The 20,141-nt window shown below is 74.8% G+C and carries 19 protein-coding genes; 13 read left to right on the top strand and 6 right to left on the bottom strand.

The features are described from left to right. Positions 1 to 106: 106 nt before the first annotated feature. Together ACK586_RS21370 and ACK586_RS21365 are read left to right on the top strand one after the other, a co-directional pair. A complete protein-coding gene (locus ACK586_RS21370; RefSeq protein ID WP_409332528.1) occupies positions 107 to 1,255 on the top strand; it encodes a zinc-dependent alcohol dehydrogenase in 1,149 nt (382 codons plus the stop codon). 15 nt (positions 1,256 to 1,270) lie between these two features. Next, positions 1,271 to 1,843 carry a hypothetical protein gene (locus ACK586_RS21365; RefSeq protein WP_409332527.1) on the top strand — a complete coding sequence of 191 codons (573 nt, stop codon included), beginning with the start codon at positions 1,271 to 1,273 and terminating at the stop codon, positions 1,841 to 1,843. A 27-nt stretch (positions 1,844 to 1,870) separates the two neighbouring features. Here ACK586_RS21365 and ACK586_RS21360 read toward each other — a convergent pair whose 3' ends face one another. Beyond that, a complete protein-coding gene (locus ACK586_RS21360) occupies positions 1,871 to 4,720 on the bottom strand; it encodes an FAD-binding and (Fe-S)-binding domain-containing protein (RefSeq protein ID WP_409332526.1) in 2,850 nt (949 codons plus the stop codon). A gap of 60 nt (positions 4,721 to 4,780) precedes the next feature. Next, positions 4,781 to 5,665 (bottom strand): universal stress protein, encoded by an 885-nt coding sequence (locus ACK586_RS21355; RefSeq protein ID WP_409332525.1) that lies wholly within the window; start codon positions 5,663 to 5,665, stop codon positions 4,781 to 4,783. 168 nt (positions 5,666 to 5,833) lie between these two features. Between ACK586_RS21355 and ACK586_RS21350 the strand changes: the two genes are divergently transcribed. Then, positions 5,834 to 6,067 carry a hypothetical protein gene (locus ACK586_RS21350; RefSeq protein WP_409332524.1) on the top strand — a complete coding sequence of 78 codons (234 nt, stop codon included), beginning with the start codon at positions 5,834 to 5,836 and terminating at the stop codon, positions 6,065 to 6,067. Between the two features lie 60 nt (positions 6,068 to 6,127). Here the strand turns inward: ACK586_RS21350 and ACK586_RS21345 are convergent, their stop codons facing one another. Continuing rightward, positions 6,128 to 7,600, bottom strand: a complete 1,473-nt coding sequence (locus ACK586_RS21345) for a PP2C family protein-serine/threonine phosphatase (protein WP_409332523.1) — start codon at positions 7,598 to 7,600, stop codon at positions 6,128 to 6,130. Between the two features lie 173 nt (positions 7,601 to 7,773). On the opposite strand from ACK586_RS21345, the gene ACK586_RS21340 reads away from it, so the two are divergent. The 5 genes from ACK586_RS21340 to ACK586_RS21320 all read left to right on the top strand — a co-directional run bounded on the left by ACK586_RS21340 (position 7,774) and on the right by ACK586_RS21320 (position 11,229). Beyond that, entirely contained in the window at positions 7,774 to 8,136 is a 363-nt protein-coding gene (locus ACK586_RS21340; protein ID WP_409332522.1) for an ArsR/SmtB family transcription factor, read from the top strand. Next, positions 8,133 to 8,624, top strand: a complete 492-nt coding sequence (locus tag ACK586_RS21335; RefSeq protein WP_409332521.1) for an SRPBCC family protein — start codon at positions 8,133 to 8,135, stop codon at positions 8,622 to 8,624. Before ACK586_RS21340 ends, ACK586_RS21335 begins: the two co-directional genes overlap by 4 nt. A gap of 43 nt (positions 8,625 to 8,667) precedes the next feature. Continuing rightward, complete coding sequence (locus ACK586_RS21330) at positions 8,668 to 9,399, top strand: glutamine amidotransferase (RefSeq protein ID WP_409332520.1); 732 nt, start codon at positions 8,668 to 8,670, stop codon at positions 9,397 to 9,399. Between the two features lie 67 nt (positions 9,400 to 9,466). After that, positions 9,467 to 10,327 (top strand): patatin-like phospholipase family protein, encoded by an 861-nt coding sequence (locus ACK586_RS21325; RefSeq protein WP_409332519.1) that lies wholly within the window; start codon positions 9,467 to 9,469, stop codon positions 10,325 to 10,327. Continuing rightward, the gene (locus tag ACK586_RS21320) at positions 10,324 to 11,229 is read left to right on the top strand and encodes an alpha/beta hydrolase (RefSeq protein WP_409332518.1); all 906 of its coding nucleotides are present in this window, start codon (positions 10,324 to 10,326) and stop codon (positions 11,227 to 11,229) included. The genes ACK586_RS21325 and ACK586_RS21320 overlap by 4 nt, the downstream gene beginning before the upstream one ends. 7 nt (positions 11,230 to 11,236) lie before the next feature. Here ACK586_RS21320 and ACK586_RS21315 read toward each other — a convergent pair whose 3' ends face one another. The 3 genes from ACK586_RS21315 to ACK586_RS21305 all read right to left on the bottom strand — a co-directional run bounded on the left by ACK586_RS21315 (position 11,237) and on the right by ACK586_RS21305 (position 14,739). Next, the gene (locus ACK586_RS21315; RefSeq protein ID WP_409332517.1) at positions 11,237 to 11,803 is read right to left on the bottom strand and encodes a TetR/AcrR family transcriptional regulator; all 567 of its coding nucleotides are present in this window, start codon (positions 11,801 to 11,803) and stop codon (positions 11,237 to 11,239) included. 174 nt (positions 11,804 to 11,977) lie between these two features. Beyond that, complete coding sequence (locus ACK586_RS21310) at positions 11,978 to 13,222, bottom strand: ABC transporter substrate-binding protein (protein ID WP_409332516.1); 1,245 nt, start codon at positions 13,220 to 13,222, stop codon at positions 11,978 to 11,980. 317 nt (positions 13,223 to 13,539) lie between these two features. Beyond that, positions 13,540 to 14,739, bottom strand: coding sequence for an ABC transporter substrate-binding protein (locus tag ACK586_RS21305; protein WP_409332515.1), 1,200 nt, complete (start codon positions 14,737 to 14,739; stop codon positions 13,540 to 13,542). A 422-nt stretch (positions 14,740 to 15,161) separates the two neighbouring features. On the opposite strand from ACK586_RS21305, the gene ACK586_RS21300 reads away from it, so the two are divergent. From ACK586_RS21300 to ACK586_RS21280, 5 genes are all read left to right on the top strand, one after another. Beyond that, complete coding sequence (locus ACK586_RS21300) at positions 15,162 to 17,201, top strand: ABC transporter permease subunit (RefSeq protein ID WP_409332514.1); 2,040 nt, start codon at positions 15,162 to 15,164, stop codon at positions 17,199 to 17,201. Continuing rightward, positions 17,198 to 18,067, top strand: a complete 870-nt coding sequence (locus ACK586_RS21295) for an ABC transporter ATP-binding protein (protein ID WP_409332513.1) — start codon at positions 17,198 to 17,200, stop codon at positions 18,065 to 18,067. The genes ACK586_RS21300 and ACK586_RS21295 overlap by 4 nt, the downstream gene beginning before the upstream one ends. Continuing rightward, positions 18,064 to 18,816 carry an ABC transporter ATP-binding protein gene (locus ACK586_RS21290; RefSeq protein WP_409332512.1) on the top strand — a complete coding sequence of 251 codons (753 nt, stop codon included), beginning with the start codon at positions 18,064 to 18,066 and terminating at the stop codon, positions 18,814 to 18,816. Before ACK586_RS21295 ends, ACK586_RS21290 begins: the two co-directional genes overlap by 4 nt. 136 nt (positions 18,817 to 18,952) lie before the next feature. Continuing rightward, positions 18,953 to 19,558 (top strand): GTP cyclohydrolase I FolE, encoded by a 606-nt coding sequence (gene folE, locus ACK586_RS21285; protein ID WP_409332511.1) that lies wholly within the window; start codon positions 18,953 to 18,955, stop codon positions 19,556 to 19,558. Then, positions 19,555 to 20,046 (top strand): pyridoxamine 5'-phosphate oxidase family protein, encoded by a 492-nt coding sequence (locus tag ACK586_RS21280; RefSeq protein WP_409332510.1) that lies wholly within the window; start codon positions 19,555 to 19,557, stop codon positions 20,044 to 20,046. Before folE ends, ACK586_RS21280 begins: the two co-directional genes overlap by 4 nt. Positions 20,047 to 20,141: the final 95 nt, after the last annotated feature.

Genomic DNA, 20,141 nt, shown 5'->3' with positions numbered 1-20,141 from the left:
TGGCAGCAGCGGGCCCGTCGGCGCAGGGTCGGGGCACGCCGGTCAGCAACGCCGGTGGGCACGACGGCCGGGGGAGGTCCCGCGGTCAGAGGAGGGGCCTGCACCCATGCGAGCGACGGTGTACCGGGGTCCGTACAAGCTCCGCGTCGAGGAGAAGGACGTCCCGGCGATCGAGCACCCCAACGACGCCATCGTGCGGGTCACCCTGGCCGCGATCTGCGGTTCGGACCTGCACCTGTACCACGGGCTGATGCCGGACACCCGGATCGGGCACACGTTCGGCCACGAGTTCATCGGCGTCGTCGACCAGGTCGGGCCCTCCGTGCAGAACCTGCAGGTGGGTGACCGCGTCATGGTGCCGTTCAACATCTTCTGCGGCACGTGCTGGTTCTGCGCCCGCGGCCTGTACTCCAACTGCCACAACGTCAACGCCAGCGCGACGGCGGTCGGCGGCATCTACGGCTACTCGCACACCACCGGCGGCTACGACGGGGGGCAGGCCGAGTACGTCCGCGTGCCCTTCGCCGACGTCGGCCCGGCGAGGATCCCCGACTGGATGAGCGACGAGGACGCCGTCCTGCTCACCGACGCCGTCCCCACCGGGTACTTCGGCGCCCAGCTCGGCGACATCGTCGAGGGCGACGTCGTCGTGGTCTTCGGGGCCGGCATCGTGGGCCTGGTCGCCGCCCGGTCCGCCTGGTTGATGGGCGCGGGCCGGGTCATCGTCGTCGATCACCTCGAGTACCGGCTCGAGGTCGCCCGCAGCTGGGCGCACGCGGAGACGTTCAACTTCGCGGAGCACGACGACATCGTCGTGGAGATGAAGCGGACGACCGGCCACCTCGGCGCCGACGTCGTCATCGACGCGGTTGGCGCCGAGGCCGACGGCAACCTCCTCATGCACCTGACCGGCGTGAAGCTCAAGCTGCAGGGCGGCTCGCCGATCGCGCTGAACTGGGCGATCGACTCGGCGCGCAAGGGCGGCACCGTCTCGGTCGTCGGCGCCTACGGCCCGGTCCCGACCATGGTGAAGTTCGGCGACGCCCTCAACAAGGGGCTGACCCTGCGGATGAACCAGACCCCGGTGAAGCGGCAGTGGCCGCGGCTGTTCGAGCACGTCCGCAACGGGCACCTCACCCCGCACGAGCTGGTCACCCACCGGTTCCCGCTCGAACACGTCGCCGAGGGGTACCACGTCTTCTCCGCCAAGCTCGACGGGTGCATCAAGCCCCTCGTCGTGCCCGGCGCGGCCTGAGCGAGGAGAGCGACCATGGCCTACACCCCGCAGAAGCCACCGCTGCCCGAGACCACGGAGCAGCTCCGCGCCCGCATCCCGTACTGGGGCGTCGACCTCGACCCCGCCGACCGGCCCTCGGTGCCCAAGCTGCAGTGGCAGGAGGACTCCTCCGGCGCCCACTGGGAGGTCCCCGACCAGCAGCCCGAGCGGCACGGACCGCGCGAGCACTCCATCGAGCACGCCTCCGTCACCCCGGTCTTCGGGACGGCGCAGCCGCTGCACGGGATGTCCGGGGCGATCCGCCGCCTCGCCTACGCCCGCTTCAGCGAGGCCCGCCTCGCGCACTGGCTGCTGCTGATCGCCGGCGACCGGGTCGAGGCGGCCGGCGCGCACCTGCGCTCCCTCGCCACCCTCCGGCCGGACAACCCGATCACCGAGACCGGTGTGCTGGCCGAGTTCTCGGCGCACCCGGTCGCCTCCCGCCGCGGGCGGGTCGACGTCCGCCACCAGCCGCTCGACCCGGTCCTCGTCGCCGGGCCGTGGGTGGCAGGCGCGGTGGTCGCCTGGCTCGGCGCCCGCCGGCTGGTCCGCGTCGTGCGCGGCTGAGTTCCCCGGCTCGGCGCTTCCCGGAACTCAGCCGCGGCGGCTCGGGAGGCGCTGGGCGAGCAGCTCGGCCAGGTGCAGGCCACGCCGGCCGGCGAGGTCGTCGAGCTGGGTGCGGCAGGAGAAGCCGTCGGCCAGGACGACGCCGCCGGCCGGCAGCGCCTGCACCGCCGGCAGCAGCTGGTGCCCGGCGATCGCGACCGACACGTCGTGGTGGCCCTTCTCCACGCCCCAGTTGCCGGCCAGTCCGCAGCAACCGCCCATCCGCTGCACCTGTGCGCCCGCGTCGCGCAGCAGCGTCTCGTCCGTCGTCCACCCCATGGTGGCGTGGTGGTGGCAGTGCGGCTGGGCCACGACCGGCAGGCCGCTGAGGTCCGGCGCCTCCCAGCCGGGGGTGTCGCGCAGCAGCTCGGCCAGCGTCCGGGTGGCGCCCGCGACCGCGTCGGCGTCCGCCCCCGGCACCAGGTCCTTCGCCTCGCCGCGCAGCACCGCGGTGCAGGAGGGTTCCAGGCCCACGATCGGCACGCCCGCGCGGGCGAGCGGGGCGAGCGCGGCGACGGTCGCGCCCACGGTCCTGCGCGCCGCGTCCAGCTGGCCGGTGGTGATCCAGGTCAGCCCGCAGCAGGTGTCGGCACCGGGCACCTGCACCCGGTAGCCGGCGCCCTCCAGCACCGCGACCGCGGCGTGCGCCACCTCCGGGGCGAAGTGGTCGGTGAAGGAGTCGACCCACAGCGCGACGGGTGCTCCGTCGTGCGTGGCGGCCCGGCGGACCGCCCAGTCGGCGCGGAACGTCCGCGGCGAGAACGCCGGCAGCGAGCGGCGCTGGTCGACCCCGGCGGTCCACTTCGCCAGCCGCCCACCCAGGCGGGAGCTCATCACCGCGTTGGCCAGCCTCGGGGTCCGCGCGGCCAGGTCCGACCAGAACGGCAGCCGGCCCAGGACGTAGTGCGAGCGCGGCCGGATGCGGCGGCGGTAGGTCTGGTGCAGCACCTCGGCCTTGTAGGTGGCCATGTCGACGCCGGTGGGGCAGTCGCGCGCGCAGCCCTTGCACGACAGGCAGAGATCCAGCGCCTGGTGCACCTCCGGCGAGCGCCAGTCGGTGACCGGCCCGCCGGGGGCGATCATCTCCTGCAGCACCCGGGCGCGGCCGCGGGTGCTGTCCTTCTCCTCGCGCGTGGCCACGAACGAGGGGCACATGACCCCGCCGGAGGCCGTCAGGTCGGCGCGGCACTTGCCCACGCCGGTGCAGCGGTGCACGGCGTTGGACAGGTCGCCGCCGTCGTGCGGGTAGGCGAAGGCCAGTCCGGCGGTCAGCCGCGGCGCGGCGGTCACCCGGATGCCGGCGTCGACCGGCGCCGGGCGCACCAGCACGCCGGGGTTGAGGACGTCGTCGGGGTCGAAGGCCGCCTTGACGCGCTCGAACAGGCCGATGACCTTCGACGAGTACATGGAGGCCAGCAGTTCGCCGCGCGCCCGGCCGTCGCCGTGCTCGCCGGAGATCGACCCGCCGTGCCGGGCCACCAGCGCCGCCGCGTCGGTGACGAACGCCCGGTAGACCCCGCGGCCGCGGTCGGGCTCGCGACCGAACGGGAAGTCGATCCGCACGTGCACGCAGCCGTCGCCGAAGTGGCCGTACGGCACGCCCTGGAGCGAGTGCTCCGCGAGCAGCGCGTCGAACTCGCGCAGGTACCCGCCGAGCTGCTCGACGGGGACGGCGGCGTCCTCCCAGCCGGCGTGCGCCGGGCGCCCGTCGGAGGTGCGCGCGGCCAGCCCCGCGCCGTCCTCCCGGATCCGCCAGATCGCCGCGGCCTGCGCGACGTCGGTGACCACCATCGTGTCCAGCGCACCGGCCGCGGCGACCACCCCGCGGCCCTTGGCCTGCACCTCGGCGACCGAGTCGCCGGTCAGCTCCACGATCAGCCAGCCGTTCCCGCGCGGCAGCTCCGGGACGACGGCGGCCGGCACGTCGCGCAGCCGCTGCACGATCCGCTCGTCCAGCCCCTCGACGGCGGTGGGCCCGTGCGGCAGCAGCGCCGGGGTCGCGTCGGCCGCCTCGGCCATCGACGGGTACCCCAGCACGACCAGCCCGCGGAACGGCGCGTCGGCGACCAGCCGCACGGTCGCGCCCAGCACCAGCGCCAGCGTGCCCTCGCTGCCCACCAGCGCCCGGGCGACGTCGAAGCCGCGCTCGGGGAGCAGGTGCTCCAGCGAGTAGCCCGACACCTGCCGGCCGAAGCGGCCCAGTTCGGTGCGGATCGCCGCGAGGTCCCCGGCGACCAGCTCGCGCAGCCGGTCCAGCGTCGGGCTCCCCGCCGGAATGGCCATTCCGGCGCCCAGGGCCAGCCGCTCCCCGCCGCCGGTCACCACGTCCAGGCCGACGACGTTGTCCGACGTCCGCCCGTAGCCCAGGGCCCGCGAGCCGCACGCGTTGTTGCCGATCATCCCGCCGACCGTGCAGCGGTTGTGCGTGCTCGGGTCCGGACCGAACCGCAGCCCGTGCGGCCGCGCGGCGGTCTGCAGCGCGGCCTGCACGACCCCGGGGTCGATGCTCGCCGTGCCGGCCTCGGCGTCGATCGAGCGCACCCGGTGCAGGTACCGGCTGGTGTCGACGACGACGCCCGGGCCGACCGCGTTCCCGGCGATCGACGTGCCGGCGCCGCGGGCGGTCAGCGGCACGCCGAGCTCCCGGCAGACCTCCAGGGTGGCGACCAGCTCGTCGGGGTGCCGCGGGCGGACCACGGCCCGCGGCAGCACCCGGTACAGCGATCCGTCCGAGGAGTACAGCGCCCGGGCCAGGCCGGAGTCGTCGACGTCGGCCAGCCCGGCGGAGCGCAGCGCCTCCGCCAGCTCGCGGGTCTGCGCAGGGGCGGTGGTGCTCACGCCGTCGAATCTACGGCGGTCGCGCCGCCGGGCTCCGCGAGGGCGAGGGTGGCCGCCCGGTCAGCCGGCGGCGACCTCCTCCCGCGGCGTGCGCTCCGGAGGCCGCGACGGGGCGGGGACGAGCTGCATCGGGGACGTGCAGTGGCGCAGCAGCCAGCGGTGCAGGCCGTCGAGCGGACGGTGCAGCAGCCCGCCGTGGCCGGCGGTGAGCACCAGCAGGGGCGTCGGGCAGGCGGCGGCGACCAGCCGGCTGCCGGTGATCCCCGGGAGCGGGGCGTGCCGGGTGTCGAGGTCGGGGAACCGGGTCGCCCAGGCGTCGGGATCGGCGGTCCAGCCCGGCCGGTCGACTCCCGCGTGGAGCACCGTCAGCGGCCGGGCGAGGCGCACGGCCGCCGCGGCGGCGTCGGTCGCCACCGGCTCGTCGTCCGCCGGTTCGCCGAGCCCGAGGACGGCCACCAGCGGCAGGTCCGGCTCGGGGGCCGGCCGGGGGCGCGGGACGACGACGACCGGCCGCGGGCTGCGGGCGACCACCCGCTGCGCGACCGGGGCGAGCACCAGCTCGTCGATGACGCCGGTCGTCGAGATCCCGAGCACGACCAGCTGTGCGTCCTCCGCGGCGCGCAGCAGGGTCGGGACCGGCGCGTCGGGCACCACCTCGGTGGTCGTCACGACGGCGGGGTCGGTGTGCCGGGCGAGGGTGTAGGCGGCACCGGTCAGCCGCCGTGCGGCGCGCAGGTCCGGTACGCCGGCGGGCGCCGCGGCCCGCAGGTGCGGCGCCGCCTGCACGATCCGCAGCGGTGCGCCCCGGCGTGCGGCCTCGGCCGTCGCCCAGCGCACCGCCTCCAGGGCGCACGGGCTCCCGTCGCTGCCGGCCACGACGGCCGGCGGGGCCTGGGCGCCCGCGACCGCCGGGGCGCCGGCCGGGGAAGGGGTGGTCAGTGTCATGCCGCACCTCCGGGAGAGCCGTCCCCCGTGCACCTCCAGGGTCCCCGCCGTACCCCGGTCGCGGTAGTCCCGTCCGCCCGTGGCGCGCCGCCGGACGTCCGCTCCGCCGACACCCGCGCGCCACCCGGCCGTCACCGGGCCGTTCCGGGCGGCGTGCATCGTGCGCGCATGGGTGCCGATCTCTACGTGGTGGGCACGCCCACCGCCGTCCCGGGCCGGCCGGGCCAGGGCGCCGCCGACGCCGACCGGGTCGTCGGCCGCGCGCACGCGGTGTCGCGCCCGGTGGTCGACGGCCTGGCCGCGGCCGAGTGCGGCGAGCTGGTCACGGCGCTGGCCGACCTGGCCTGGCAGCGGGTCGGCGAGGGTGCCCGGTGCCCGGAGTGCCGCCGCATCGCCGGCTGACGGTCGCGGCGCCCGCGGTCGCGCGCGGCGGGAGGGTCGGACGTCACCAGCGCGGCGCGGTCACGGCCCGGTCGCCCCGGGCGGCAGGCAGCGGACGGCGAGGACGGCGACGTCGTCCTCCGCGCGGTCGGGGACCAGCCGGGACAGCAGCCGGTCGCACAGCGCCCCCGGGTCCAGGCCGGCCAGGTCGGCGACCGCCGCCGACAGCCGGTCCAGGCCCGCGTCGATGTCCACCCGGCCGGCCTCGACCAGCCCGTCGGTGCAGAGCAGGACCGTGTCGCCCGGGCGCACCGTCGTCTCGTGATCGGTCCGCTGCGCCGGCTCCCCGAACCCGAGCAGCCGGTCCGGCGGCGCCTCGAGCAGCCGGGTGCCGCCGTCCGGGGACAGCAGGAGCGGGGGCAGGTGCCCGGCCGACGACCAGCGCAGCAGGCGGCTCCCGTCGGAGCCCGGCGCCTCCAGCCGCGCGACCAGGGCGGTGGCCAGCGTGCCCACGTGCAGGCCGGTGAGCACCCGGTCGACGCGCGCGAGGGTGCGCGCGGGGCTGTCCGGCCGGTCGTAGGCCAGGGTCCGGACGGCGCTGCGCAGCTGGGCCATCGCCGACGCGGCCTCCACGTTGTGCCCGGCGACGTCGCCGATGACCAGCAGCGTCGCCCCGTCGGGCTGCTCGACGGCGTCGTACCAGTCGCCGCCGACCAGGGCGTGGGAGCTGGCCGGCCGGTAGCGCACGGCGATCGACAGCCCGGCGGGCTGCGGCGGCGGGGTGAGCAGGCTGTGCTGCAACGTCTCGGCCACCTGCAGCTGCCGCTCGAAGAGCCGGGCGTTGTCCAGCGCCAGGGCGGCGCGGCGGGCCAGGCGCACCGCCGCGGCGATCTCCGCCGGCCCGTGCGCCGGCCGGTCCCCGCAGTTGACCAGCGACAGCACCCCGAAGGCCGAGCCGCGCGCCTGCAGCGGGACGAACAGCGAGGAGGTGGGGTCCAGCCGCCGCCAGGCCGCCCGCACCTCCGGGTCGGGCTGCCGCTCCGGGCCCAGGTCGGCGCCGATCCGGTCGAGCTGCACGGGTTCGCCCGAGCGCAGGGCGGCGGTCACCGACGCCTGGTCGCGCGGGGCGGTCACCCGGCGGGAGATGTAGGTGTCGACGTCGGCCAGCCGTGCCGGGTCGGAGTGGGCCAGGGCCGACCGGTCCGCAGCGCCGTCCTCGCCGAGCACGGTGACGGTGGCCCAGTCGGCCAGGCCGGGGACGACGAGCCGGGCCAGCTGGCCGGCGGCCTCGACGACGTCGAGGCTGCCGGCGAGCGCGTCGAGCGCCGTGGCGGCGACCCCGGAGGCCCGGTCGGCCGCCGCGTCGGCGTCGGCACCCCGCAGGTCGCCCCGTCCGCCGGCGAGATCGACGGTCACGGTGACCGGCTCCCCGGTGACCGGGTGCCGGGTGCGCCACGTGGCGGATCCGCCGGGAGCCGCGTCCAGCTCGTCGATCACCCGGGCGAGCAGCTCGGTCAGCCAGCCCGGGCCCTCGTCCGAGGCCGGTGCGCTCACCTGGGCTCCCCTCCGTCCTCGCGCCGCTCCGGCAGGGGACCGCAGGCAGGGTACGTCAGCGCGGCCCGCTCCCCGGGTGTCCAGGACCGCCCCGGGGCACCGACGGCGGGCACCCCCGGTGCGGGCTCCGGGTCACCGGAGCGGGAACGGGTGGACAGCGGCCACCGGGCGGCATGACGTACAACCCTGTGGTTGTAGATCAGCCGGCAGCTCCGGCGGCCGACCGGCTGTTCGCCGCGCTCGCCGACGCCACCCGGCGGGACATCGTGACGCGCGTCCTCGCCGCGCCGGCGTCGGTGTCGGAGCTCGCCCGGGCGTACCCGATGAGCTTCGCCGCGGTGCAGAAGCACGTCGCCGTGCTCGAGCGGGCCGGGCTGGTCAGCAAGGAACGCCGGGGCCGCGAGCAGCTCGTGCACGGCGAGGTGGGCACCGTCCGGTCGGCCGCCCGGCTGCTCGGAGAGCTCGAGCAGGTCTGGCGCGGCCGGATCCGCCGGATCGAGGACCTGCTCGCGGAGGACCCGGGAGGGACCGCATGACCGTCGTCGACACCACCACCGACCTCGACAGCCTGACCCTGATCGTGGTGACGCAGCTGGCCGCGCCGCCGGAGCGGGTCTGGCAGGTCTGGACCGACCCGCGGCAGCTGGAGCGCTGGTGGGGGCCGCCGTCCTGGCCGGCCCGGTTCACCCGCCACGACGTCGTCGTCGGCGGGGAGTCCCGCTACGCGATGACCGGCCCGGACGGGACGGCGGCGGGGGGCTGGTGGCGCTTCACCGCTCTCGACGAGCCCCGCTCGCTGGAGTTCGACGACGGCTTCACCGGGCCGGACGGCGAGCCGGCGGAGGACATGCCGGTGACCCGGGCACGGGTGGACCTCGAGCCCGTCGCAGGCGGCACACGGATGACCGTGCGCTCGCGGTTCGCCTCCCGGGAGCAGATGCAGCAGGTGCTCGACATGGGCGTCGTCGAGGGGCTGACCGCGGCCCTGGCCCAGGTCGACGACGTCCTCGCCGTCCCGGCCTGATCCCGGCGCCGACCCGGGGGAGCGCGGCTCTAGCATCGCTGCCGTGCGCCGGCCCTTCGTCCTGCTGGCCACGCGCGCCGAGGACGCCGCGGCCGACGACGAGTACGCCGCCTTCCTGCGCGTCACCGGCCTGCCGGAGGCCCGGCTCCGGCGGGTGCGCCTGGAGTCCGCGCCCATGCCCGACCTGGACCTCGACGACTACGCGGGCGTGCTCGTCGGGGGCAGCCCCTTCACCTCCAGCGACCCGGAGCCGGAGAAGTCGCCGGTGCAGCGGCGGGTCGAGGCAGAGCTCGCCGCCCTGCTGGACCGGGTCGTGCCGGCCGACAAACCGTTCTTCGGGGCCTGCTACGGCATCGGGACCCTCGGCGTGCACCAGGGCGGGGTGGTCGACCGCACGTACGGCGAGCCCGTGTCGTGCGTGCCGGTCACCCTGACCGCGGCCGGCCGCGCCGATCCCGTGCTGGCCGGGATGCCGGAGGTGTTCGACGCGCTCGTCGGGCACAAGGAGGCCTGCCGGGTGCTGCCGCCGTCGGCGGTGCTGCTGGCCGCCTCGCCGGCCTGCCCGGTGCAGATGTTCCGGGTGGGCCGCAACGTGTACGCCACGCAGTTCCACCCGGAGCTCGACGTCGCGGGCATCGTGACCCGGGCCCGGGTCTACCAGCACGCGGGCTACTTCCCGCCGGCCGAGCTCGAGGAGCTCGTCGCGCGCATCTCCACCGCGGTGGTCACCGAGCCGGGCCGGATGCTGGCGGCGTTCGTCGACCGCCACGGCTGAGCCGCCGGTGCCCTAGCGTGGCGGCCGGCCGGCTACCGGAGCCGCGGACGCCGGGAGGACCACGGGCATGGCCGGAGGCAGCACGGGAGCGCGGGCGCTGGTGCTCGGCGGGGGCGGCATCGCCGGGGTGGCGTGGGAGGTCGGCGTGCTGGCCGGGCTCGCCGCGGCCGGGATCGACCTGCGCGACGCCGACCTCGTCGTCGGTACCTCGGCCGGGTCGGTCGTCGGCGCGCTGCTGGGCAGCGGGCGGGACCTCGAGGAGCTCTACGCCGACCAGCTGCTGCCCGTGCCGCCCGGGGAACCGGCCGTCGGCTTCGACCCGGTCCTCCTGATGGGTGCGATCGGTGCGGCCCTGGCCGGTGCCGGTGGGGAGCAGGAGGCGCGGGCGCGGGTGGGCGGGTTCGCCCTGGCCGCCGACACCGTCCCCGAGGGCGACCGCCTCGACGCGGTCCGCTCGCGGATCGGGGACGCGGACTGGCCGGCCGGGCGGCTCGTGGTGACCGCCGTGGACACCGCGGACGGCGCCATGACCACCTTCGACGCGTCGTCGGGAGTCCCGCTGCTCCACGCGGTCACCGCCAGCTGCGCCGTCCCGGGCCTGTGGCCGCCCATCACGGTCGCCGGGGCGCGGTACATGGACGGCGGCATGCGCTCGGCCACCAACGCCGACCTCGCCGCCGGCTGCGCCCGGGTGGTCGTCCTCGCGCCGGTGGACGGCTCGGCCGTGGGCCCGCTCGGCCCGGGCCTGGCCGCGGAGCTCGAGGCGGTCCGCCGGCACGGCGCCGTGCACGTCGTGCTCGCCGACGACGCCTCCCGCGCGGCCTTCGGCGACGACCCGCTCGACCCGCGCACCCGCGCTCCGTCCGCCCGCGCCGGGCGGGCGCAGTCCCGCGCCGTGGCGGCCGCGGTCGGGGCGGTGTGGGCGTGACCGGGACGCCGGAGGACGTGGTGCCCGAGCTGCTGCGCCCCCACGTCCTCGGTACGCCGGTGTCGGTCCTCGTCGCGCCCGCGGTGCGCCCGCGCGGTGTGGTCCTCGCGCTGCACGGCGGCGCCTCCGGCAAGGAGTACTTCGACCACCCGCTCGAGCCGTCCCTGTCGCTGCTGCGGCTGGCCCCGGCGCTGGGCTTCACCGTGGTCGCCCCCGACCGGCCCGGCTACCTGCCCGGCGACGGCGCCGCGGCCCTGCCCCCCGAGCAGCGGACCGACCTGCTGTTCGCGGTGCTGGACGCCGCGCTCGCCGGCCGCGACCGCGGCGCGGGGGTGTTCCTCCTGGCGCACTCGATGGGGTGCCTCTCCGCGATCCGGATGGCGGCCGACCCGCGCGGGAGCGGCCTGCTCGGGCTGGAGTTCTCCGGTACCGGGCTCCACGTCTCCCCGGCCGTGCGCGAGGCGACCGCGGCCGGGGACGGCCGGCTGGGCGGGTCGTCGCCGGGCCGGTTGATCTGGGGGCACGAGGAGCTCTACCCGCCGGGCAGCCGCCGTGCCGTCCGCCCGGCGACGGTCGGTCCGGTCAGCGAGGGCACCGATCTGGCCGGCTGGGCCGGGGAACTGCCCCGGCTGGCCGCCCGGGTCCGCGTGCCGACCCGGTACGTGCTGGCCGAGCACGAGACGTGGTGGACGCCGGGTCCCGCGGCGCTCGCCGAGGTGGCGGCCCTGTTCGCCGCTGCGCCGGTGGTGCAGACGGCGATCGCGGGCGCCGCAGGCCACAACATCAGCCTCGGCTGGACGGCGCGCGCCTACCACCTGCGTGCGCTGGCCTTCGCCGAGGAGTGCATCGCGCGGGCCGCGTCCGCACGACGCGGCAGCCGGCCCCGACAGGTGTCCGGCTAGGCGGCGGTCAGCGGTGGGCGAGCACCTCGTCGAGGTGCTCGAGCGGATCGGGGCTGCGCTCCTCGGCGAAGTCGTGCAACCAGACCCGGAAGGCGGCCAGCAGGCAGGCGACCTCGAGACGGGTGCGCCAGTCCGGTCCGGCGGGCTGGCCCCGCCGGGCGGCGAGGATGGTGGCGAGGCGCTGCTCGTGGTCCTCCAGGGACATCCACGGCGAGGTGCGCAGCTCGTCCGAGGAGCGGATCAACCGGAAGAGCAGCGCCATCGGGCCGTCCTGGGCGACGATGCGCCCGCCGACCTCGCGCAGGCCGCGCCGGAGCACCTCGGTGTCCCCCCACTCCGCCGGCGCCGCCTCGATCGTCTCGACCAGCCGGTCGGCGAGGTCCTGCACCGGCGCGGCCAGGACGTCGACCTTCGACGGGAAGTAGCGGAAGAAGGTCCGCGGGGCGATCGCGGCGGCGGCACAGATGTCGGCGACGGTCACCCGCTCGTAGCCGTGCTCGGCGAAGAGGCCGAGGGCGGCCTCGACCGTCGCGGCCCGCGCGTGCGCGCGCTTGCGCTCCCGGAGTCCCTCCACGTCACTCACCTCGCCGTCCGGCCCGGCGCCTCACCGGGCCTGTCGAAGGTCGTCACCACGGGGCAGCTCTGCCACGGGAACCGCGCGTCCGCGCCGGGGGCGGGTCGTGCGCGGGCGGACGGCCCGGCCGGTCCACGAGGGGCCGGCCGGGCCGTCCGGGGGAGCGCAGCCGAGTCAGCTGATCGGCTCGCCGCACACGGGCTCTCCGTCGTTGAGCGGGACGAAGCCCTCACCCTCGAGCCGCAGGTAGAACGAGCACTGCTCGTCGTACTCCGTCGTGCTCTGCGGGATCGGGCGCGGGTAGAGGCCGCCGGCGTCCCAGTCGTCGGTCTGCTGCAGGGTGGAGATCAGCTCCTCCTGGGTGGCGTCGCACCCGGCCTGCTCCAGGCCGTAGAGCAGGAGGTCGGCGCCGAACCAGCCCTGGCTCTCGTAGAAGCCGGGGATGCCCGACTCGTTGCCCTCGGCCTGCAGGGCCTCGCTCAGCGCCCGCGTGGCCTCGGTGTCGTTCTCGACCGGGGTGAAGGCGTTGGAGAAGATGACGCCCTGGCCGATCTCGACGGCGGGGGCGGAGGCGAGCAGGTCGGCGCCGTACCCGGTCGGGGAGATGAACGTCTCGCCCGTCCAGCCGGCCTGCTTGAGCCCGGCGACCAGGGCCAGCGAGGTGTCGAAGTTGATGGTCGTGTAGACCGCGTCGTCGCCGGACTCCAGGATGCCGAGCACCAGCGGGCCGACGTCGGTGCTGCCGAACTGCACGCTGTTGTTCACGTAGCCGCGCTCCAGGCCGGCCGCCTCGATGGAGGCGAAGCCGCTCTCGAGGCCGGCCTGCGAGCTCGGGCTCACGTAGGCGATGCCGGCGACCCTGGTCGCGCCCTGGTCGGCGAGGAACTGGCCCGCGCCGGTGTACACGGTGTCGTAGTCGGGGACGAAGCCGGAGTTGAACAGGTTGTCGTCGGTGGCCGACCACTCCTGCGCGCCGTCCCAGGCGCCACCGATGACGGGGGTGCCGCTGGCCTGGCTGGTCAGGAACGGCGAGGCGCCGTAGAAGAACGCGCTGACGTTGATCATGGCGTAGACGTCGTCCTGCTGGATCAGCTTCTGCGCGCCGGCGAGGGCGCCCTGGGCGCTGGAGGTGTCGTCGGCCTGGACGATGGTGAAGTCCAGGTCGCTGCACTCGCCGTCGTAGGAGTCGAATCGCGCCTGCGCACCCCGGATGGAGCCCTGCGCGGCCGTGGCGCCGGGACCGCTGAGCGAGGTCAGGATGCCGACGTCGATGGAGCCGCCGTTGCCGCCGCCACCACCACCGCCGCCGCCACCGCCCCCGCCGCCGCCGCCGGCCGCCTCGTCGTCGGTGCCGCACGCCGACAGGACGAGCGCCAGGGCGCACGCCATGCCCACCGCTGCCGTTCCACTTCTGCGCATACCCCGGAGCTCCCATCGGAACGAAGGTTGTCGAACGATCACAGGATCGCCGTGCGCACCTTGCACCAGTTTGTGGCACGTGTCACTAGCCGCCCGAAATTCACCGGCGAAGAACTCCGGAGATCGTTACGACGCCGTGACGTGCACCACACCTCGTGGCAGGACGTGCCATGGCGTCCCGCTCGTGGGAGTCGACCTCGGGCCCGCGGTCCCACGCCGGCGAGGACGGTCCGGGCGCCCGCACGCCGACGGCCCGGCCGGTCGCGGAGGACCGGCCGGGCCGTCGGGTCGGGCAGGTGGCGCCGGCCACGGGGAACTCAGTCGACGGGCGTCCCGCAGAAGGGCTCGCCGTCGTTGAGCGGCACGAACCCGTCGCCCTCGAGGGTCAGGTAGAACGAGCACTGCTCGTCGTACTCGGTGGTGGTCTGCGGGATCGGCCGCGGGTAGAGGCCGCCGGCGTCCCAGTCGTCGGTCTGCTGCAGGGTGGAGATCAGCTCCTCCTGGGTGGCGTCGCACCCGGCCTGCTCCAGGCCGTGGAGGAACAGGTCGGCGCCGAACCAGCCCTGGCTCTCGTAGAAGCCGGGGATGCCGGACTCGTTGCCCTCGGCCTGCAGGGCCTCGCTCAGCGCCTGCGTGGCCTCGGTGCCGGACTCGACCGGGGTGAAGGCGTTGGAGAAGATGACGCCCTGGCCGATCTCGACGGCGGGGGCGGAGGCGAGCAGGTCGGCGCCGTACCCGGTCGGGGAGATGAACGTCCCGTCCCAGCCGGCCTGCTTGAGCCCGGCGACCAGGGCCAGCGAGGTGTCGAAGTTGATGGTCGTGTAGACCGCGTCCGCGCCGGAGTCGAGGATGCCGAGCACCAGCGGGCCGACGTCGGTGCTGCCGAACTGCACGCTGTTGTTGGTGTAACCGATCTCGATGCCGGCGGCCTCGACCGATGCGAGGCCGTTCTCGAGGCCGGCCTGCGAGCTCGGGCTCACGTAGGCGATGCCCGCCGCCTTGGTCGCGCCCTGGTCGGCCAGGAAGTCGCCGGCCTGGCTGTAGACGATCTCGTAGTTCGGCACGAAGCCGGAGTTGAACAGGTTGTCGTCGGTGGCCGACCACTCCTGCGCGCCGTCCCAGGCGCCACCGATGACGGGGGTGCCGCTGGCCTGGCTGGTCAGGAACGGCGAGGCGCCGTAGAAGAACGCGCTGACGTTGATCATGGCGTAGACGTCGTCCTGCTGGATCAGCTTCTGCGCGCCGGCGAGGGCGCCCTGGGCGCTGGAGGTGTCGTCGGCCTGGACGATGGTGAAGTCCAGGTCGCTGCACTCGCCGTCATAGGCGGCGAACCGGGCCTCGGCGCCCCGGATCGACCCCGCGGCGGCAGCTGCGCCGGGGCCGCTGAGGGCGGTCAGGATGCCGACCTCGACGGTGCCGCCCGCGGCGTTCCCGCCGCCCCCGCTGCCGCTCCCGCCGCCGGCCGCCTCGTCGTCGCTGCCGCACGCCGACAGCACGAGCGCGCTCGCGCACGCCATGCTCACAACCGCCACGCCTCTTCTGCGCATACCTCGGTGCCTCCATCAGTGAGAAAGTTGTCGAACCGTCGCAGGATCGAGTGGCACCTTGCCGGACGGCGAGACGTGTGTCACCGCCGGAGACCGGAGAAACGCGGCAGATGCTGCCGGATCGTTATCGCCCCGTTACCCGAGGCGCTCCGATCTCTCGCCGTGGCCGCCGTGCGGGCCGGCGCTCTTGGGGCGTCCATGCCGCTCTGACCAGCACGTCCGCGGAGGGGCTGCGGAACCACAGGGTTCCGGCAGTGACCCACGGCACACGACACGCGTAGAGGTGTTGACGTGCTTCGAAGCGTCGAGCACGCTCCCCACCATCCTGTGTGATGTCGGCGGGGCGCAGGTCCGAGCCGGCACACCGCTGCTCCCGGTTCAATGGAGTCGATGTGCTCTCGTACGTCCTCGCCGGTCTGGGCCTCGGGTCCATCTACGCGATAGCGGCCGGCTCCCTGGTCATCACCTACGTCGCCTCCGGCATCTTCAACCTGGCGTTCGCGGCCATGGCCTTCGCGGTCGCCCGCTTCTACTACTTCCTGCTCGTCGAGCAGGACTGGGCGATCGTCCCGGCGGCAGCGGTCTCGCTGCTGGTGTTCGCCCCGGCGCTGGGGATGTTCCTGTACGCGGTCCTGTTCCGGCACCTGCGGCTGCGCTCGACGCTGGTCAAGCTGATGGCGACGGTCGGTCTGTCGGTGGCCCTCCCGCCGCTGGTCACCATGATCCTGGAGCAGCCGACCGACCCCACCTCGCCGGGTCTCGCGCCGCGGCCGCTGGCGACGTACCAGATCTTCGGCTCGACGATCAACGCCGACCAGCTGTCCGCCTACATCGGCCTGCTCGCCGTGCTGGTGATCGGTGTCGGCCTGCTGCGCTTCACCGCCGTCGGCCTGAAGGTCCGGGCGCTGGTCGACTCCGAGGCGCTCACCAGCCTGAGCGGCACCAGCCCGGGCAAGGTGTCGCTCGGTGTCTGGGCCGCCAGCTCGACGCTGGCCGGGCTCGCCGGCATCCTCCTGCTGCCCACCCAGGGTCTGTCGGTCGCCCAGATGACCTACCTGATGTCCGCAGCGTTCGCGGCGGTCATCGCGGCCAAGCTGCGCAGCCTGCCGATGGCCGTCGCCGTGGCGCTGATCATGGGCGTGACGACGAGCGTGGTGCAGCGCTACATCGACCCCTCGAGCGACTTCGGTGCCGCGGTCGTGCCCAGCATCCCGTTCGTCTTCATGCTGATCTTCCTGCTGTACTACGCCCTCCGCGGGCAGGCCGGCGACCTCGTCGCCGGCGGCGCGCTGGACCGCGCGATCGCCACCCAGGGGGGCGACCCGTCCCTCGTGTCGGCCGTGACGAGCGGGTCGAACCGCCGGGTGCTCAACCCGCCGCTCATCGCCGGGATCGTCTTCGTCGGCATCGTGTTCCTGCTGCCCGGTCAGCTGGACCGGTTCTGGTCGGGTCTGATCGCCGGCGGCATCGCCGTCGCCATCGCCCTGCTGTCGTACACGCTGGTCACCGGTGAGGGCGGGATGGTGTGGCTGAGCCAGATCACCTTCGCCGGCGGCGGCGCGATCCTGGCCGCCGAGCTGGTCCGCCACTGGGGCTGGAGCCCGCTGGTCGCCGTCCTGGTCGGCGCCGCGTTCATCGTGCCGGTGGGAGTCGTCCTGGGACTGCTCACCATCCGGCTGGGCAACCTCTACGTGGCCCTGGTCACCCTGACCTTCGGATCGCTGGTCCAGGTCCTGATCTTCGGCCGCGACCCCTTCGACAACTTCGGGTCGGGGCAGCCCATGCCGCGGCCGGAGTTCGCGCAGACCAACGACCAGTTCGCCTACCTGGCACTCGGCGTCTTCGTCGTCCTGGCGATCCTCATCGTCAACGTCCGGAAGTCCACCGCGGGCCTGGCGATGAGCGCTGTGCGGTTCAGCGAGACCGGGGCGAAGACCCTGGGCATCAGCGTGGTGCAGACGAAGGTGCTGATCTCCGGCCTGGCCACCTACACCGCGGCGGTGGGCGGTGGCTTCATCGCGATGAACGCGGGCTCCACGCTCCCCGGCTCGTTCAACCCGACCTTCGGCCTCATCTGGCTCGCGGTGCTCGTCACCATGGGCGCGCGGTCGATCGTCGCCGCGTTGATCGCCGGGATCATGTTCATCGTGATGCCGCAGGTCTTCTCGACCTACGTCAGCCACGACTTCGCCGACGTCCCGGTCATCCTCTTCGGGCTCGGGGCCCTCGGCCTGGCCCTGCACCCCGAGGGCGTCGTCGCGCAGACCGGGAACAACATCATGTCCCTGGTCCGGAAGCTCGGGGGCTCGCGGTCGAAGCCGCCGACCGCCCCCGGCTCGGACCCGGTGGCACGCCCCGACACGGCCGAGACCGTGCCGACGACGACGTCCGCTGTGCCGGCCGAGAAGATCACTGCTGGAGGACAGGCATGAGCACTGCACTGCACGCGCCGGGGACGGTGTCGCCCGACACCGCGGCTCCGCGGCTCGAGGCCCGCGGGGTCACGATGCGCTTCGGTGGTCTGGTCGCGCTGAAGGACGTCGACCTGGCGGTCGGCAGCCAGCAGATCGTCGGGCTGGTCGGCCCGAACGGCGCCGGCAAGAGCACGCTGTTCGCGGTGCTGTCCGGACTGCTCCGCCCGACGGCCGGCCGGGTCTTCATGGACGGCCAGGACGTGACGGGCAGCTCGCCGCAGAAGCGGGCCGCGCGCGGGCTGGCCCGGACGTTCCAGCACCCCGAGCTGTTCTCGTCCCTGACGGTCCGCGAGCACCTCGTGCTCGCCTACCGGATGAAGAACGCGAAGAGCCGGATCTGGACCGACCTGGTCAGCTTCCGCGGCTTCGCGGCGTCGCCGAAGGCGGAGGAGACGCGTGTCGACGAGCTCATCGAGGCGCTGCAGCTGGGCGCCATCCAGCACCTCCCGGCCGCCGGCCTGCCGCTGGGCTCGGCCCGGCTGCTGGAGATCGGCCGCGCGCTGGCCCGCGAGCCGCGGGTGCTGCTGCTCGACGAGCCCTCCTCCGGGCTCGACGTGCGGGAGACCGAGGAGGTCGCCGAGGTGCTCACGTCGGTCGTGCGCGACCACGGGGTCTCGCTGCTGATGGTCGAGCACGACGTGGAGCTGGTGCTGGGCATGTCCGCCGCCGTGCACGTCCTGGACTTCGGCGTGAAGATCGCCGCCGGCACGCCGGCGCACGTGCGGCGGGACCCGGCGGTGCGCGCGGCGTACCTCGGCGAGGAGATCGAGAAGCCGGCCGTGCAGCGGGCAGAGGCCGAGATCGAGCAGGGGGAGCCGGTATGACCACCACCCAGTCCGTGTCGACGGGGCCGGCCGGGTCCGGCCCGCTGCTGCGGGTGGAGAACCTCGCCGTCCGCTACGGCGCCGCGCAGTCGCTGTTCGACGTCTCGATCGAGATCCCGGCCAACGGCTCGCTCGCCGTCCTGGGGTCCAACGGCGCGGGCAAGAGCACCCTGGCGCGGGCCGTCTCGGGTCTGGTCCCCTCCAGCAGCGGGAAGATCTGGTTCGACGGCAAGGACATCACCCGGTGGTCGCCGACGAGGATCCGCCGTGCCGGGCTCATCCACATGCCCGAGGGGCGCGGGGTCTTCCCCGGTCTCACCGTCCTGGAGAACCTGCGGATGGCGCTGACCACCGAGAGGGGCGGCAAGGAGGAGTACTTCGAGCGCGCCTTCACGCTGTTCCCGGTGCTCGGCCAGCGACGCAAGCAGCTGGCCGGCACCCTGTCCGGCGGCGAGCAGCAGATGCTGTCGCTGGCCCGGGCGCTGATGGTGCTGCCGAAGATGGTCATCGCCGACGAGATGTCCCTCGGGCTGGCACCCAAGCTCGTCGACCTCGTCTTCGAGAGCCTGGAGAAGATGCGGACGGCCGGCGTCGCCGTCCTCATGATCGAGCAGTTCGCCAGCCGCGCCCTGGGTTTCGCCGACCAGGCGATCATCCTGCAGCGCGGCAGCGTGACCTGGTCCGGCAGGGCCGACCAGGCCGGCGAGGAGCTGCTGCAGGCCTACCTGGGCGGAGCCACCGCGGCCTGAGCGGGCACGACGGCGGCCTGCCGGGCGCCGGCTCCCGGCAGGCCGCCGTCCGTCCGCGGCCGCCACCGCCGCTCTGGTATGCCGTACGGCGACCCGGCCGGGAGACGTCACCCGGCCGCCTCCCGGAGGAGCGCAGATGACCTCGATCGACGTGCCGGACCGCCGGCGCCGGCGTCCGTTCGACGCCGCGCGGGCCGAGGCGGCCGTGCGCGAGCTGCTGGTGGCCGTGGGGGAGGACCCGGACCGCCCCGGCCTGCGGGAGACCCCTGCCCGGGTGGCCCGGGCCTACGCCGAGACCTTCGGCGGCCTGGACCAGGACCCCGCCGAGGTGCTCGCGACCACCTTCGCCGAGGACCACGACGAGCTGGTCCTGGTGAAGGACATCCCGATGTACTCCACGTGCGAGCACCACCTGGTCCCCTTCCACGGCGTGGCGCACATCGGGTACATCCCGTCCGAGGACGGGCGGGTGACCGGCCTGTCCAAGCTCGCCCGGCTGGTGGACGTGTACGCCCGCCGCCCCCAGGTGCAGGAACGGATGACCCGGCAGGTCGCCGACGCCATGAACGACGTGCTCAAGCCCCGGGGCGTGCTGGTGGTCGTCCAGGCCGAGCACCTGTGCATGGGCATGCGCGGCATCCGCAAGCCCGGCTCGGTGACGACCACGTCCGCCGTCCGCGGCATCTTCCGCGACAACCCGGCCACGCGGTCCGAGGCGATGTCGCTGGTGCTGGGCCGGTGACGGTCCCCGGCGGCCAGCGCCGCGGCCGGGCCATCGCCATGACCCTCGAGGAGGCCGCCGCCTTCCTCGCCGCCGAGCGCACCTGCCGGGTCGCCACCGTGGGCGGGGACGGCCGGCCGCACGTGGCCCCGCTGTGGTTCGTCTGGGACGGCGCCGCGCTGTGGCTGAACTCCATCGTGCGCAGCCGGCGCTGGACCGACCTGGCCCGCGATCCGCGGGTCGCCGTCGTCGTCGACGCCGGCGAGGACTTCTTCGAGCTCCGCGGGGTGGAGATCACCGGTCGTGCCGAGCCCGTCGGGGCCGTCCCCCGCGGGGACGAGGAGCAGCCCGAGCTGCCGCCCGTGGAGCGCGCGTTCGCGCGGAAGTACACCGGCAGCAACACCTTCGTCCCGGACGGCCGGCACGCGTGGCTGCGCGTCGTGCCGGAGACGCTGGTCAGCTGGGACCACCGCAAGATCGCAGGCCTGCCCCCGCGCCCCGGCGCCTAGGGCGTGTCTGACGGATCTTGTCGTTCAGGTCGGGCAGTGTCGGTGTTGTGCGTCAAGATCGGTGTGTGGTGTCCGATGAGGCATGGGCGTGGATG

Source organism: Trujillonella humicola, assembly GCF_046233715.1.
Taxonomy (GTDB): Bacteria; Actinomycetota; Actinomycetes; order Mycobacteriales; family Geodermatophilaceae; genus Trujillonella; species Trujillonella humicola.
This window is presented reverse-complemented; position numbering and strand designations above follow the sequence as displayed.

Bases quoted from the DNA above. Each gene is read 5' to 3' on its own strand.
- ACK586_RS21370 (WP_409332528.1), top strand. From the start codon at position 107: ATGCGAGCGACGGTGTACCGGGGTCCGTACAAGCTCCGCGTCGAGGAG.
- ACK586_RS21365 (WP_409332527.1), top strand. From the start codon at position 1,271: ATGGCCTACACCCCGCAGAAGCCACCGCTGCCCGAGACCACGGAGCAG.
- ACK586_RS21355 (WP_409332525.1), bottom strand. From the start codon at position 5,665: ATGACACTGACCACCCCTTCCCCGGCCGGCGCCCCGGCGGTCGCGGGC.
- ACK586_RS21350 (WP_409332524.1), top strand. From the start codon at position 5,834: ATGGGTGCCGATCTCTACGTGGTGGGCACGCCCACCGCCGTCCCGGGC.
- ACK586_RS21340 (WP_409332522.1), top strand. From the start codon at position 7,774: ATGACGTACAACCCTGTGGTTGTAGATCAGCCGGCAGCTCCGGCGGCC.
- ACK586_RS21335 (WP_409332521.1), top strand. From the start codon at position 8,133: ATGACCGTCGTCGACACCACCACCGACCTCGACAGCCTGACCCTGATC.
- ACK586_RS21325 (WP_409332519.1), top strand. From the start codon at position 9,467: ATGGCCGGAGGCAGCACGGGAGCGCGGGCGCTGGTGCTCGGCGGGGGC.
- ACK586_RS21310 (WP_409332516.1), bottom strand. From the start codon at position 13,222: ATGCGCAGAAGTGGAACGGCAGCGGTGGGCATGGCGTGCGCCCTGGCG.
- ACK586_RS21305 (WP_409332515.1), bottom strand. From the start codon at position 14,739: ATGGCGTGCGCGAGCGCGCTCGTGCTGTCGGCGTGCGGCAGCGACGAC.
- ACK586_RS21295 (WP_409332513.1), top strand. From the start codon at position 17,198: ATGAGCACTGCACTGCACGCGCCGGGGACGGTGTCGCCCGACACCGCG.
- ACK586_RS21290 (WP_409332512.1), top strand. From the start codon at position 18,064: ATGACCACCACCCAGTCCGTGTCGACGGGGCCGGCCGGGTCCGGCCCG.
- folE (WP_409332511.1), top strand. From the start codon at position 18,953: ATGACCTCGATCGACGTGCCGGACCGCCGGCGCCGGCGTCCGTTCGAC.